This window comes from Nostoc sp. CENA543 (assembly GCF_002896875.1).
In the GTDB taxonomy this organism is placed as follows: domain Bacteria; phylum Cyanobacteriota; class Cyanobacteriia; order Cyanobacteriales; family Nostocaceae; genus Trichormus.
The window spans coordinates 6,332,671-6,346,903 of the sequence record NZ_CP023278.1 but is presented as its reverse complement, the minus strand read 5'-3'; the positions used below and the strand labels follow the sequence as shown (position 1 = coordinate 6,346,903).

Annotated in this window: 16 protein-coding genes, 1 tRNA gene and 1 other annotated feature; of the genes, 4 read left to right on the top strand and 13 right to left on the bottom strand. The window is 40.9% G+C overall.

Annotated features, from left to right (window positions below; all coding sequences use genetic code 11):
- Window positions 1–61: 61 nt before the first annotated feature.
- The 4 genes from CLI64_RS26685 to CLI64_RS26670 form a co-directional block, all read right to left on the bottom strand.
- A complete protein-coding gene (locus tag CLI64_RS26685) occupies window positions 62–673 on the bottom strand; it encodes a hypothetical protein (protein WP_103140040.1) in 612 nt (203 codons plus the stop codon).
- 328 nt (window positions 674–1,001) lie between these two features.
- The gene (locus tag CLI64_RS26680) at window positions 1,002–1,304 is read right to left on the bottom strand and encodes a tetratricopeptide repeat protein (RefSeq protein ID WP_225977435.1); all 303 of its coding nucleotides are present in this window, start codon (window positions 1,302–1,304) and stop codon (window positions 1,002–1,004) included.
- 19 nt (window positions 1,305–1,323) lie between these two features.
- Window positions 1,324–2,346, bottom strand: a complete 1,023-nt coding sequence (locus CLI64_RS26675; protein WP_103140039.1) for a zinc-binding dehydrogenase — start codon at window positions 2,344–2,346, stop codon at window positions 1,324–1,326.
- 69 nt (window positions 2,347–2,415) lie between these two features.
- Window positions 2,416–2,607: a hypothetical protein gene (locus CLI64_RS26670; RefSeq protein WP_103140038.1), complete on the bottom strand. Its 192-nt coding sequence runs from the start codon at window positions 2,605–2,607 to the stop codon at window positions 2,416–2,418.
- A 1,176-nt stretch (window positions 2,608–3,783) separates the two neighbouring features.
- On the opposite strand from CLI64_RS26670, the gene xth reads away from it, so the two are divergent.
- The 3 genes from xth (at window position 3,784) to CLI64_RS26655 (ending at window position 7,405) form a co-directional block, all read left to right on the top strand.
- Entirely contained in the window at window positions 3,784–4,566 is a 783-nt protein-coding gene (xth, locus tag CLI64_RS26665) for an exodeoxyribonuclease III (protein WP_103140037.1), read from the top strand.
- A 146-nt stretch (window positions 4,567–4,712) separates the two neighbouring features.
- Window positions 4,713–5,588 (top strand): SDR family oxidoreductase, encoded by an 876-nt coding sequence (locus CLI64_RS26660; protein WP_103140036.1) that lies wholly within the window; start codon window positions 4,713–4,715, stop codon window positions 5,586–5,588.
- 320 nt (window positions 5,589–5,908) lie between these two features.
- Window positions 5,909–7,405: an HlyD family efflux transporter periplasmic adaptor subunit gene (locus tag CLI64_RS26655; protein ID WP_103140035.1), complete on the top strand. Its 1,497-nt coding sequence runs from the start codon at window positions 5,909–5,911 to the stop codon at window positions 7,403–7,405.
- 143 nt (window positions 7,406–7,548) lie between these two features.
- Here CLI64_RS26655 and CLI64_RS26650 read toward each other — a convergent pair whose 3' ends face one another.
- The 9 genes from CLI64_RS26650 to rplS all read right to left on the bottom strand — a co-directional run bounded on the left by CLI64_RS26650 (window position 7,549) and on the right by rplS (window position 12,396).
- Window positions 7,549–7,995: a DUF4326 domain-containing protein gene (locus CLI64_RS26650; RefSeq protein WP_103140034.1), complete on the bottom strand. Its 447-nt coding sequence runs from the start codon at window positions 7,993–7,995 to the stop codon at window positions 7,549–7,551.
- Between the two features lie 222 nt (window positions 7,996–8,217).
- Complete coding sequence (rplL, locus tag CLI64_RS26645; protein WP_103140033.1) at window positions 8,218–8,604, bottom strand: 50S ribosomal protein L7/L12; 387 nt, start codon at window positions 8,602–8,604, stop codon at window positions 8,218–8,220.
- 83 nt (window positions 8,605–8,687) lie between these two features.
- Window positions 8,688–9,233 carry a 50S ribosomal protein L10 gene (gene rplJ, locus CLI64_RS26640; RefSeq protein WP_103140032.1) on the bottom strand — a complete coding sequence of 182 codons (546 nt, stop codon included), beginning with the start codon at window positions 9,231–9,233 and terminating at the stop codon, window positions 8,688–8,690.
- Window positions 9,234–9,293: 60 nt separating this feature from the next.
- Window positions 9,294–9,460 (bottom strand) — a sequence feature (ribosomal protein L10 leader region).
- A gap of 75 nt (window positions 9,461–9,535) precedes the next feature.
- Window positions 9,536–10,252, bottom strand: a complete 717-nt coding sequence (gene rplA / locus CLI64_RS26635) for a 50S ribosomal protein L1 (protein ID WP_103140031.1) — start codon at window positions 10,250–10,252, stop codon at window positions 9,536–9,538.
- 81 nt (window positions 10,253–10,333) lie between these two features.
- On the bottom strand, window positions 10,334–10,759 hold the full coding sequence (rplK, locus tag CLI64_RS26630) for a 50S ribosomal protein L11 (RefSeq protein ID WP_103140030.1): 426 nt from the start codon (window positions 10,757–10,759) through the stop codon (window positions 10,334–10,336).
- Between the two features lie 6 nt (window positions 10,760–10,765).
- Window positions 10,766–11,398, bottom strand: a complete 633-nt coding sequence (nusG, locus tag CLI64_RS26625; RefSeq protein ID WP_103140029.1) for a transcription termination/antitermination protein NusG — start codon at window positions 11,396–11,398, stop codon at window positions 10,766–10,768.
- Window positions 11,398–11,619 carry a preprotein translocase subunit SecE gene (secE, locus tag CLI64_RS26620; RefSeq protein ID WP_103140028.1) on the bottom strand — a complete coding sequence of 74 codons (222 nt, stop codon included), beginning with the start codon at window positions 11,617–11,619 and terminating at the stop codon, window positions 11,398–11,400. Before secE ends, nusG begins: the two co-directional genes overlap by 1 nt.
- Window positions 11,620–11,813: 194 nt before the next feature.
- Window positions 11,814–11,886 (bottom strand) — tRNA-Trp (locus CLI64_RS26610).
- Between the two features lie 147 nt (window positions 11,887–12,033).
- Window positions 12,034–12,396, bottom strand: a complete 363-nt coding sequence (gene rplS / locus CLI64_RS26605; protein WP_103140895.1) for a 50S ribosomal protein L19 — start codon at window positions 12,394–12,396, stop codon at window positions 12,034–12,036.
- Between the two features lie 539 nt (window positions 12,397–12,935).
- Here rplS and CLI64_RS26600 point away from each other — a divergent pair.
- Window positions 12,936–13,877 (top strand): glycosyltransferase family 2 protein, encoded by a 942-nt coding sequence (locus CLI64_RS26600; protein ID WP_103140026.1) that lies wholly within the window; start codon window positions 12,936–12,938, stop codon window positions 13,875–13,877.
- Window positions 13,878–14,233 lie beyond the last annotated feature (356 nt).

The following is a 14,233-nucleotide window of genomic DNA, read 5'->3' as shown; positions in this document are numbered from 1 at the left end:
AGATTTTTGGAAAAATCGGGGTCATAATTGCTGACAGGAAACTAAAACTGCCATATCTGAACTAACGATTTCGCAGTTCGGCTTCTAACTTATCTAAGTCACTTTTAAGTAAAACTGTCATTTGTCCGGTGAAAGCTTTACCGTTGCGTGGTTGGGCAATTTCCAGCCAATAGGCGTAGCGATCGCCTATTCGTAATTCTCCCTTTAAAGCTTCTCTAATGGGAGTTTTGGCAAAACGTGCTGAGTTAATTGCACTCTGGTTAGGATACTCATATACAGTTTGGGCGTTTTTAAAGTCTTGATAGATATCTAAGCCGTAAATTACGCGTAAAGACTCTTGCAAACGCTGAAAACTCATGCCGTTAACAGCATCATACATTGCTAAACGCTCATAGCGAATTCTACTTCTATCTTTCGTGAATTCTACTTTACCTGGAGGCAATACAGAAGCCTGAAAGGTAAATCGCTGGGCGGCTGTATCACTTTTCTGCACATATAATTTTTCTCCACTACCAGGACGTAAAGTTGGATGGGCTTTCATCCAAGTCCCAACTTCCTCTGTACTTTGTCCTGGTAAAGCATTGGCTTTGGTATCAAATAGCATTCCCACGCCTAACCCAGAAACCAGAGTACAGGCGCAAATCAATAAGTTAAGCTGAGATTTTTTGAGCATTTTCCTATACGGGAATTACAGAGAAATTACCCCACAAGGGAGTAATCATAGTCTTCCCGTTTTTCAGCAAAATTATTGCATTGACGATAAACTCACATCAAACAATACATTATCCAAAATTGATGATTCATTCGGGTGCGTCAGTATGAATGATTTCTGAGTGGAGTTAGGTTTGATCGTACTGACGCACCCTACATTTGAGATATTGTGTGATTTCAAAGTCTGTAATCACGCAGTGTTAATCACTTAATTAGATAGTTATGTGTAATAGCAAATCTATGAATAATTCATGCCTTGACACACAAAAATAAATCACATCAGTTAGGAATTAATCCTTGTAAAGTTTTCCTCTGAATAGGTACTCTTCAGCGTTTTTACTACTACTACCAATTAATTGAGTTAAATCTGCGATCGCTTGTTGTTTTTCTCCTAACTTTTCGTAAGCCCTCGCCCTATTCCAATATGCACCTCGACTGAAACCAAACTTACCTGTATTTTGTCTAATTACTTCTGTATAATCTACCACTGCGGCTTGATAATTACCGAGATTATAGTAGGAATTGGCACGATGATAATATGGTTCTTCAGCTTGAAGATTGTGCCGAATGTTTAACAATCTGGAACAAGACATATAAATAATAAGTTGAACATTAAGGATTCATCGCCACTTTAATAACTTTGCGTGCTTTCATATCGTGAAAAACTTGTTCTAAATCTTGCAATTGTCGCTGTTCACTAATTAGTAATTCAAAAGGTATTTTGCGACTAGCAATTAATGCAAGTGCAGCCTTCACATATTGAGGTGTGTTGTGGAAAATACCTTTTAAGGTGAGTTCGCTGTAATGTAATTGTTCTGTGTTGACTGTTATTGTCGTATCTCTAGGACAACCGCCAAATAAATTTACAATAGCACCAGGACGGGCGCAGGCGATCGCAGTTTCCCAAACGCTGGGTACTCCCGTTGCTTCAATCACCACATCTGCACCCCAACCATCTGTTAGTTCTTTAACTACGCCAGGAATGTCTGGTATTTGATGATAGTTAAATGTCTTAGCCGCGCCTAGTTTTTCCCCAATTTCTAATCTGTGGTTGTTACCTCCCCACAGCAACACCTCAGTATTTTCAGCTAAAGCTGCAACAAACATCAACCCAATCGCCCCATCCCCCAAAACTACTACTCTATCTTGAGGTTTAATCTGAGAACGAGCGACCCCATGCAATACACAAGCTAAGGGTTCTGTCATCGCTGCTAATGCTAACGGCAATTCATCAGGAACTGGCAACATATTATGCTGCACAATAGGCGCAGGAATTTTTAAGTATTCTGCAAATGTGCCGTTATTCCAAGTTAAGTGGGGACACAGAGAATATTCTTGACGTTGGCAAAAAAAGCATTTCATACAGGGTGCGGAGTTATTAGCGACGATGCGATCGCCTACTTGCCAACCCATCACACCCGCACCTACTGCTATAATCTCTCCTGCTGCTTCATGGCCAAATAAGGTCGGTGGTTTCAGCATTTTGGCATGACCACCGCGCCGCCATACCTTTAAATCTGTACCGCAAGTTGTCGCTACCCCTACTTTAATGACTACTTCACCAAAATCTGGTACTGGGTCTGCAACTTGTTCTAAGCGTAAATCTTCCTGACCATAAAGTAATGCTGCTAACACAGCTTCCTACCTATTAACTTAGCTCCACCTGATTTTATCAGATAGGGCTAAGACATATATAGCTAAGATTTAGCACTCCGCACTCGCGGATGAGTGAGTAACTACATTGGTGTTGCGAGTGTCTAAGGTGGTGAGGCGATTAGTATTTAAAAGCGGAACTTCCTGTCTACAGGATAAACAGAACCAATACAATTCACCGTGACGAACATGGCGGAGGAGTGAACCACCGCAGCATGGGCAATTATTGACCAGTATACTCATACCAATCTCCTCCTGAAAAATGATTTTTGTAAAGATGTTAAAGAAAATTGTTGTTTAAACTTAAATTCGACCTGCATGGATATAACCTTGGGACAGAATTTGGTTGTTGTCCCCTGGTGTGTAGCTACTTTGATCTCTATTAAACATTGGGATAGAACTGAATTTGTTTTCTACATATTTTCTTCACTAAATAACGCGTTAATTCCATAACCGCCGCAGTTATTCCGGCTATTTTATTAAGGAGTTCGTAAAGAAAATCAATTGTCTCTCGTTCTGAAAATTCTGGGTATAGAACGTTTATGTCATCTTCATAACAGATGTATTAGCTGCTAGTGATTTCATCATTACCAAACCCAATTTTTCTTACAAAATAATTAGGAAATAGAGTGATTCTGACATTTCCGGGTATTATGACTGTTTGTGTATAGTTAATTTCACGTAAATATTTAATTTGCTTTCCTGCTAACTGGGGAAAAATTTATTGTGCAGAAAAATTGGTGTTCACTACATCAACTGACCCTAATCTTTTGGTGGTTAACCCATGTTTTGGGCAATGGCGATCGCTTTTTTTGGTCTTTTTCTAGAAGACAATCAACCTAAAAACGCCGAGTTAGAGGGTTTTGTCGTTGAGTAACGAATAGAGAATCTACTAGTGCAGTACCGTTATTAACGGGCTTAATCTATTTGAGATGAAGTTGACGTTTGCTCAATTGGGATAATGATTTGCTTTGTCAGTAAGATGCTCCCCACAACGAAAACTTCAATAATATTATTATGAGGAAATAAAATTACTACTGGCAAGTTTGCAATTTAAATTAACCTAAATTGATCCTTAGAAGGTTCATATTGGTTAACGGGATAGTCAATGATTCTGCATATATTTTATCTCACTAGTGATGTGATAGTTAATAACCTCATGCCTTTATTAATATAACTCATGTCTTCTAAGTTGCATCTGTCCTGGGGATCATAAAATAGTGAGAAATTTTGTATCAGAACTCACAAATATCTATAATTTGTAGCTGATAATACTAAAAAAATGTGATGGGATCAATTTTTTATGGGATGGATTTGGTGGAAATGGCTAAAAACCAATAAATCTGGTAAATATTAAATAATTCTAAAAAAGCTAGCTCAAAAAGTATTAATCAATTTCAGATTATAGTTAGTCAACTGATGAAAATTGCCACTTGGAATGTTAATTCGATTCGCACTCGTCTAGAGCAGGTTATTGATTGGTTGGGACAAAATCCCGTAGATATTCTGTGTTTGCAAGAAACTAAAGTTGTAGATGCAGATTTTCCGCGATCGCCTTTAGAGGATTTAGGCTATCACCTATATATATCGGGACAAAAATCTTATAATGGAGTCGCCCTAGTTAGTCAAAAACCGCTTGCAAATGTAACTATGGGATTTACCCCCATACTCCCAGAGATTGATCCAATTTGGGATGAGCAGAAGCGAGTAATTACCGGTGTTATGGATGGGGTGAGAATTTTAAACCTCTATGTTCCCAATGGTTCCTCTGTAGGTAGCGAGAAATATGACTTTAAACTACGCTGGTTGACGGTGCTACGAAAGTATTTACAAACACTGTTGTCATCTGAATCTGCTATTTGTATGTGTGGCGATTTTAATATTGCCCTAGAAGCCAGAGATATTCACGAGAAAGTCAAAGTAGAAAATCATATTATGGCTTCAGAAGCAGAACGCCAAGCCCTCAAAGATATTCTAGAATTAGGCTTTGCCGATGCTTTTCGGAAATTTACCAGCGAAGGCGGACACTATAGCTGGTGGGACTATCGCACCGCCGCCTTTCGTCGCAATCAAGGATGGCGGATTGACCATCACTATCTAACGCCTACACTATACGATCGCGCAGCTAGCTGCATTATTGATATCACCCCCAGGAAATTAACCCAACCGAGTGACCATACGCCGGTAATTGTGGAATTTTAAATAAGAGATTTTAGGATATGGGGTATAAGGGACTGGGGAAGAATCAATTCAAAATTTAAAATTCAAAAATGATGACTGGGGACTAGGTAAATCACCCATTCCCTATTCCCCATTCCCCATTCCCTATTCCCTATTCCCTAATCATTATGTTTTTGGTAACTGGAGCAACGGGAGATATTGGTCGTCGAGTGGTGCGACTGCTACGCCAACAAGAGCAGTCTGTGCGCGCATTTGTTCGCCTCACCTCGCCTTATGGTGAATTAGAACATCGAGGGGCAGAACTTTTTATCGGTGATTTAAAGGATGACAAAGATATAGCCAAAGCTTGTCGAGGCGTTCAATATATTATCAGTTCCCACGGTTCTGATAGTGATGCTCTGGCTTTAGATTACCGAGCTAACATTGAACTCATTGATCAGGCAAAAGCTAACAAAGTCCAGCATTTCGTCTTTATATCCGTCTTAGGATCTGATCGGGGATACGAAGATGCTCCCGTGTTCAAAGCTAAACGGGCTGTAGAACGTTATTTAGTGGCTAGTGGCTTAAATTACACTATTTTACGCCCTGCTGGACTAGCATCTAATTTACTTCCCTTAGCAGAAAGATTCCGTGACACGGGCTTATATTTATTGATTGGCGACCCGAAAAATCGGACTTCTATCGTGAGTACAGATGATTTAGCCAGAATCACCGTAGATTCCGTGAGTGTCCCTGGCGCACTGAATCAAATCTTTCCCATCGGAGGCCCAGAAATCTTATACCGTGGAGACATTCCCCAAATCTTTGGGCGCATATTTAATAAAGAGCCAATGATCATTAACTCACCATTATTAGCGGTGGATGGGTTAAGGGCTATGTTGGGATTGATTAACCCGCCAGCACAACAGGCTTTGGGAACTTTTCGGACATTACTGTCCAACGAATTTTTCTGTAGAAAAGAGGAAATAGCTAATATAGAGCAAACTTTCAGTTTTTCCCTGGAAACTCTAGAAAGTTTCTTAAAACGCTATTTAGCAGTCTGACGGGGGCTGGGGATTGGGTAATTTAGCTCTATCTTTCCGCCGTGTACAACTTTTCTTCAAACCTAACCCCCAACCCCTTCCCTTGTAGGGAAGGGGAGCAAGAATCAAAGCCTATTTCCTTGCAGGGGAGGGGTTTAAGAATAAGTCGCACATCGCGTTATCTTTAGTTCCCAATCCCAAGTTACTTGGCAATTAAAAATCCTATTGCTGAGTAATTAGAGGAGTAAAAGCCAGGGAACTTAATTTAATTAGATCATTTCCTTCCCTAACTCCCAGTCCCCTGTCCCCAGTACCCAATCCCCAGTACCCAATTCCCATTTATGAGACATCCCCTATTAGCTAATGCGGCTCAAGCGCGTCAAACCAAACAGGTATTCGCTAGACCAGAAGACCAATTATCCTATGAACTCGGTAAAGCTGTAAAAGAATTACCGCCGCTTTACACCAGATTATTAGCAGGAACAATTAGCTTTGTGGTATTTGGCGCGATCGCCTGGGCTGGTTTGTCAGAAATCGATGAGGTGGCGGTAGCACAAGGGGAATTAATCGCCTCTACTCAGGTAAGACCAGTGACATCTCTGGGTAATGGGGCGATTGTCGCGATTAAAGTAGAAGAAGGCGATCGCGTTACTAAGGATCAAGTCCTGATTCAGCGTGACCCAGACCTCAAACAAACCGATGTCACACGCCTCTCTCGCAGTAGCCAATTAATTCAAGAAGATTTGCAGCGTTTACAAGCAGAACGATTGGGCGATCGCGCTGCCAATACAGAAATCCAAGATGAACTGCTAAAATCCCGCCTGCGCGACTACCAAGCCCGTCAAGCCGCCGCCGAAGCCGAAGCCAATCGCCAACGAGCCTTGATTGATCAAGCAAGGGTACGCCTAACTAGGTTACAAGATAATCTTGCTAGTGCCAGAACTGGTGTAATTAACGCTAAAACTAACCTTGCCAATGCCGAAAGTATTCGTGACAAGGTCGAAAGTAATCTCGGAATTGCCCAAAGTCGTGAAGAAAATCTCCGTACTCTGATTACTCCCGGTGCTGTCCCCAGAGTCGATTATCTGGAAGCCAAAGAAAGACTAACACGCGCCCAAACAGAGATTACCAGGGCTAAAGATGAAGTCACAAACGCCCAAAATCGCATCACAGAAGCCCAAGATAAAGTTACATCACTAGAAAAAGATATTGCAGCCCAAGCCCAAGAAATTCGCCAAGCCCAAGCTGCCTATCAAGCTGCTTGGAGTCAAGCACAACGCGTGGCATCGGAACGCAAAAGTGAAATTCTCACCCAAATTAATAAGCGTCAAGAAGAACTGACAAATGTCACTGGCCAATTAGAACAAGCCAAAAAAGAAACTGATGGGGAGACAATCAAAGCTCCAGTAGCTGGTACTATCTACAAAATTAAAGCCACTAAAGGGCCAGTCCAAGCCGGTGAAGAATTATTGTCTATCCTTCCCGAAGGTGAAGAAATTCTCTTAGAAGTCAAAGTCCTGAATCGTGATATCGGTTTTATTCAAAAAGGAATGAAAGCAAAAGTGAAAATGGCAACTTTTCCGTTTCAAGAATTCGGCACTATTGACGGTGAAGTTGTGCAAGTTAGTCCTAATGCTACCGTTGATAAAGAGTTGGGTCTAGTTTTTCCCACGAGAATCAAACTACAAAAACATACCCTCACAGTGCGTGGTCAAGAGGTGGCTTTTACCCCTGGTATGGCGGCTACAGGTGAAATTGTGACGCGGAAAAAGTCGATTCTGACTTTTATTCTCGAACCTGTAACTCGTCGATTTAGTGAAGCATTTTCTGTAAGATAATCAATTTTTTTGGGGTGTGTGATGTTTCATGAACACACCCTGCTCAATTATCAGGAGAAATCACAGATTAATTAAAGTCTGCCAAGACGATGTTTGAAAAGTTATGACTATTGTTGTCTGTGCCTGGATTTTGTGAATTGGTATCAGGCTATATTTTGCAAGCGATGATGATGTTGATACATTTTTTCTAATGCTAACTTGATACTGTCTGCATGACAGCGAACCCTTTCATCAGATTGCCGACACGAACAGATTAACTTAAGTTTTTGACCACATTGTAACAATCCCAGAAGCAGCTTTAATTGACGAGCGACATCTTGAACATGAGGATTTTTATACTTTTGAGATATACTTAATCCCTGAAGTATCCACTTTTCCAAGGAAACATGAATAAAAGTATCTGCTGTTAAAGCAGTTTGCATATTTAAAATTAGCCACTCAGCATAGGCATCACAAGCTTTATCTCTACTAGATTGATCAGTGAAATCAAAGGGATTGCTTAATACTGACGCTCCGTCTACTCGTATATTTATATACTCTTTGTCAGATTGCAAGTCTCGTTGAGAGGCTACTGTAATCAGTTCACTCATTCATTCAATGACACTAGAAGTTTTAAACGTTATTACATAATAATTCTGTTTCTAATTATTTTAAACTTCTGCTATGGGTTATTTGCCAATAAAAAAGAAGCCTCAAGAGACTTCTTTTTTAATCAACAGAAAGTTTTGTTAATGGTGCGAACACTCAAGATTATTGAGTCAGAGTCAGGAAAAAAGTATTGAAATATACTTTTTTCCTACCTCATGCCTTGATTACTTAACAGTTACTTTACCGCCAGCTTCCTCAATGCGCTTCTTAGCATCTTCAGCTGCTTCCTTAGCAATAGCTTCCTTAATAGCTTTAGGCGCAGCTTCTACTAAGTCTTTAGCTTCTTTCAGACCCAGACCAGTGATTTCACGAACAACTTTCAGTACAGCAATCTTCTTATCAGCAGGAACAGATTCCAGAATTACGTCAAATTCGGTCTTCTCTTCTACTGGTTCAGCAGCAGCAACAGCAGTAGGAGCAGCAACAGCTACGCCAACAGGTGCAGCAGCACTTACGCCGAAAGCTTCTTCGATTTGCTTAACTAATTCAGCAGCTTCCAACAAGGTCAAGGATTTCAATTGTTCTAAAATTTGTTCGGTTGCAGCAGACATGGATATTACTCCTGTAATTTTTGATTGTTGTTTTCGTAAATTGGTAGCTAGCAATTGATAATTGGTGATTTATCACCTTTTACCTATTCACCAGCACTTGCACCGCTATTTTCTTTGTCAGCAACAGCTTGCAAAGCACGCGCCAGTCCACCAGGAACTTCGTTGATACCCACAGCAATTTTTGTTGCCAAAGCGTTGATAGCTCCTGCAATTTGACCCATGAGTTGTTCCTTGGATGGCAAGTCTCCTAAAGCTTTGACATCCGGCTCTTTCAGCAAGCGGCCTTCCATTACGCCGCCGCGAAGTTCTGTCTTCTTGGAAGCTTTTTGGAAATCTTGGTAAGCCTTAATAGCTCCAGAAAAGTCTTCTTTAACTAACAAGAATGCTGAAGAACCTTTGAGCAACTCCGACATCGGTTGCCATTTTTCATCGTCTTGAATGGCAATACCCATGAAAGTGTTTTTGGTCACTTTACAGATAGTGCCGGTGGGACGTAACCGCCGCCGTAAGTCGGTAATTTCGGCAACTGTCAGACCTTGGTAGTCAATTACTATTGCCAAAGTTGACTCACTCAAACTTTCTTTGAGTTCCGCAACTATTTCTTTTTTGTTTTCTAGTGTTCTACCCATATCGGTTTCACCTCCTCAAAAAAACTGTCGATTTCTCCGGTGATTATTTTTATCTGACTAGGTGATAACAATAAACCCCAGCTGTCTCAGCCGGGGTTAATGATTAAAACTCTTAAAAGCCTTCAATACGCACGATTCCACACGGTATTTTGGTTATAGAGCTTTTCACCTCGGCAGGATATTAAGCGAGTTGCACCTGCTGTCTCCGGCTTTGCTTATTTAATTTTGAGTGTTGGGTATTAGAGATTGGTGTAAAGGTTTTTCCTAGTACCTAGTACCCAATCCCCAGTCCCCAATCACCCTTAAGCTGCTTCGGTCAGTTTTAAATCTCTGAGAGCTGTAACATCGACTTTAATGGATGGCCCCATTGTGGCAGATACATAAACTGAACGCCAGTAGCGGCCTTTAGCTCCTGAAGGACGGTTACGGTCAATGGTTTCTTGTAACGCCTTCAAGTTTACTAACAAATCTTCAGGCGAGAAGGATGCCTTACCAAACATAACATGAACAATACCTGTACGGTCAGCCCGGAATTCTAATTTACCTGCTTTGAATTCTGCGATCGCACTTGCTATGTCAAATGTCACTGTACCACCTTTGGGTGATGGCATCAAACCACGGGGGCCTAATAATTTACCTAGTTTGGCTACCTGTGGCATCACATCTGGTGTAGCAATTAGCTTGTCGAAATCCATTCTACCTTTTTGGATTTCGTCAATTAATTCTTCTGAACCAACTACATCAGCACCAGCACTAGAGGCTTCTGTAACTTTTTCCCCACGAGCAATTACTGCTACTCTGACTATTTGCCCTGTACCTTTAGGTAGTGCAACTGTGGTACGTAATTGTTGGTCTGTATATTTTGGATCAATACCTAGGCGGATATGTGCTTCCGCAGCTTCCGCAAATTTAGCTGTAGCTGTTTCTTTGAGCAAAGCTAAAGCATCTAAAGGTGCATAGTCCCTTTCTTCTACTTTTGCTTGCAACTCTCGCAAGCGACGTGATACTTTTTTCACCATTTTATCTCCTGGGGTCAATTGCGAAGCTAGGCTTCTCCCCCTGTTGCAATTTTTGATTTTTGATTGGCGATTGATCTAATATCAATCTTTAATGGTTACGCCCATGTTTCTGGCTGTTCCTGCCACAATGTTCATCGCCGCATCTATATCATTGGCGTTGAGGTCAGGTAGTTTGGTTTGAGCAATTTCCCGCAACTGTGCTGTGGTAATTGAACCAACTTTCTTTTTATTGGGTTGGTCAGAACCTCTTTCAATTTTTGCCGCTTTGCGAATCAATACTGATGCTGGAGGCGTTTTGAGTACGAATGTAAAACTCCGGTCTTCATAAACCGAGATTTCTACGGGAATTACCATGCCAGCTTGGTCGGCTGTTTTGGCGTTGTACTCTTTGCAGAACATCATGATGTTAACACCATGTTGACCCAAGGCAGGGCCAACTGGGGGTGCTGGGTTGGCTTTTCCAGCATTCAGGGCCAGTTTAATGACCGCTACTACTTTCTTTGCCATTTGGATTTAGCTCTGTTTTTCTACCTGATTAAATTCCAGTTCTACTGGTGTGTCTCGCCCGAAAATCGATAGCAAGGCTTTTAGTTTACTCCGTTCTGGACTCACTTCAATCACCTCGCCTTCAAAATCCTTGAATGGGCCTGAAAGCACGACTATCTTATCACCAGTCGCCATGTCAATCTTGACTATTGGCTCTTGTTCACTGGTTTGTTTGAATATACGTTCTACTTCTGAATGACTCAAGGGTAGTGGCTTTACGTGACCACGGCTTCTGCCTGTAGCTCGTTTTTGTTCTGCTCCCACAAAATTAATTACATGGGATGTATTGCGTACTACCTGCCAAGTGTCATCATCCATTACCATCCGCACTAGCACATAACCAGGAAACACCTTTTCCTCTGTGTGTTGGCGGCTACCATCTTTGCGGATTTTTACAGATGGCGTATGGGGAATTTCTACTTGGATAATTTTATCTGCGACATCAAAGGTTTGAATGCGCTGCTCCAAGTTGGTTTTCACCCGTTTTTCGCAGCCGGAGGCTACCTGGACTGCATACCAGCGTGCTTCTTTTGACGCTGTTTCTGCTGTTTCCTCTGACTGCAACGCCGAGTTCATTGGTTCGTCTGTTGCAGAAGTCATCAGAATACCTGCTTTGATACCCAATTAAACAATCCATCAACCAAATAGATCAAAGAAGCAAAGAGTGTCACCATCAACAATACAGCAGCTGATTCGCTGACTAGTTGTTTGCGACTTGGCCAAACTACCTTCTCTAGTTCTTCTTTTGTTCCTTGAAAGAAATTGAGGAAGTTAAATCCGCCTGCGGGTTCTGTAATTTCTGCTTCGTTCTTTTTGGCCACGGTCGTTTATCCCCCCATCTTTTGCAATACAGCTACACTTTGCTCATTTTCATCCAGGTTGACAGCTTTAACTCCATCAAAATTACTGGAAGCAAGAAAGCTGCAAGTATAAAACAACTACACCCGAAATCAATAGCACTTTCTGCTATCTTAGCAGGTGTGCTACCGTTTCGGGCTGTGTTTTTACTTTCGAGCGCGCCCTGGAGGACTCGAACCCCCGACATCAGGTTTTGGAGACCTGCGTTCTACCAACTGAACTAAGAGCGCACAAGCTGGGTTGGGTCTGTGTACTGCGCTGAACTTTGTTTCAGTTTAACGCACAATTGCTATGATAACACACTTTCGTTGAAGAAGCAAGCTAGCGGCAGATGCCGCCTGCTAACTAAAATGAAGTGCATATCAAAAAGGCAAAGTTTATAAGGCACGATCAAAGCGTTGTTTAATGCGGGTAGCTTTACCAACACGGCCTCTGAGATAGTAAAGTTTTGCTCGTCTGACTTTACCGCGACGGATAACTTTGATGCTATCAATGCGAGGAGAATGAACTAGAAATACTCGTTCAACGCCTACCCCTTGGAAGACTCTGCGGACTGTAATGGTTTCGTTGATACCGCCATTACGCATGGCGATGACTACGCCTTCATAGGGCTGTACACGATATTTTTCGCCTTCTTTGATTTTTACGCCAACTTTGACGGTATCACCGACGTATATTTGTGGCAGGTTAGATTTTAGGTGTTCCCCTTCGATGGAACGGATAATTTCCTGGGCGTTCATGGCTGCTTTGATTAAAAAACTCACGATCATCCATCATAAATCGAGAACTATGTTTCAGTCCACTAGTTGGGCGGAGATAGGGACTGATTGATAAGTAGTCGGACAAAATTAAATTCACTCTTTGAGAGAGGGAACAGGGAACAGGATACAGGGAACAGAAAAATCAGTTGTGTAATTAATTCTGTCTCATTCCTTAATTCGCAAGGGTGCAGGGTGTAAGGGAGAGAGTTGTAAGGCCACTCTTGTGGGTGGGTTTCCCGACTTGAGATCAGTCAAAAACCCCATCTTTTATTGATCCTTGACTGAACTGTATTGACTTATGGCGTATCCAGATCCCCGACTTCCCAAAGAAGTCGGGGATCTTGTTGTTCACGAATGATTTAGCTGACAACATTTTTTCAGCTAAACTTTTCCAATTGTCTTGCGGAGATAGATATAAATATTCATCAAAGATCCTATTTTTAGGTTATATCCCCAATACAGTCTCTGGAGGATGACGGTTATATTGTAAAAACTCTTGCTCCAGGTAGGAGATGTTTATGAAATTTAGTATTGTTATTTCTACTTATAACCGTCTCCATTTGTTACGTCGGGCTATTGATTCTGCACTGAGACAAACTATTCCTTGTGAAGTGGTGGTTGCTGATGACTGTTCATCGGAGGAAACGGAAAAGTATGTCAGAAGTTTGGGTGATGCTGTAGTTTATCATCGTAATTACGTCAATCAAGGTCATGCGGCTACAGTCAATGCTGGTGTGGAAAAAGCTAGCGGTGATTGGATCAAGTTTTTAGATGATGATGACTATTTAGATATCCATTGTATTGAAAAGATGAGTCAGGCGATCGCACTTTGTCCTGATGCAGTGATTTGCTCTTGCATTGCGGCGCAAGTCGATACTAATGCAACAGAAATCAGTCGCACCCCTAACTTTGGATCTGGTTTAGCTTTTTATATTCCCCAAGTAGATATTCACTACGGTATGCTTTTGGAACTCATTCCCTTTGGTACACCAGTTCAAGTTGCTTGTCGTCGAGATGCGTTTTTGAAAAGTGGTGGCTGGGATACTCAATTTTCTGTGTGTGATGATATAGATTCTTGGATTCGGATTGCTCAATTTGGTCATGGAATTTTTCTCAATGAATGTCTTGCTTACCGCATGATTTGGCCTGGTGGTTACAATCAAAAATTCTCTTTTATTCACAGATTGCATACAAATATATTGATGAAAGAAAAAATTTACTCTTTTGTTAACGACAAACATCGCCATCATTTACCTAAGATGGAAGATATCAAAAATTATTTAAAATTACACTGGACTATGGTTGCTTTCAAGAGAAAAGATTTGCAAAGTTGTTTTGCTTTAATCAATTCCTCCGCCTTATCTTTTAATAGTTGGAAATTCTTAATAAATGTAGTCTACTCTCGAAAAAGAAAAATGTATAACTCCCATATTCAAAAAATAGTGCTGATGGAAAAATAATTATTATAATATTAAAACAATATTTAATTATTAAACTCAAATTCAGTTCTTGAAATTTAGCGGTATATATTGACAATAAAGTGCAGGAGGGTAAAGTATAAAAGTAAATTTTACGATTTTTTAATCAAAAGTATCAATTCTTATATCCTAGGAATCTTGATTTATATGAAAGATGGGACGAGAGTTAGCTTAAAAATTTACCTAAATTGAAATTGGTGTATTTTAGTAATATATCTTGTGTTTGTGTCTTTTTTCTGTGCGAATAAATGAAATAATAAAAGCCAGAGACTATTATCTGACTTTTATTATTTCATTCGGATTTGCTCATTAGGGGTGTAAGGTGTTGGGCAGAGCTT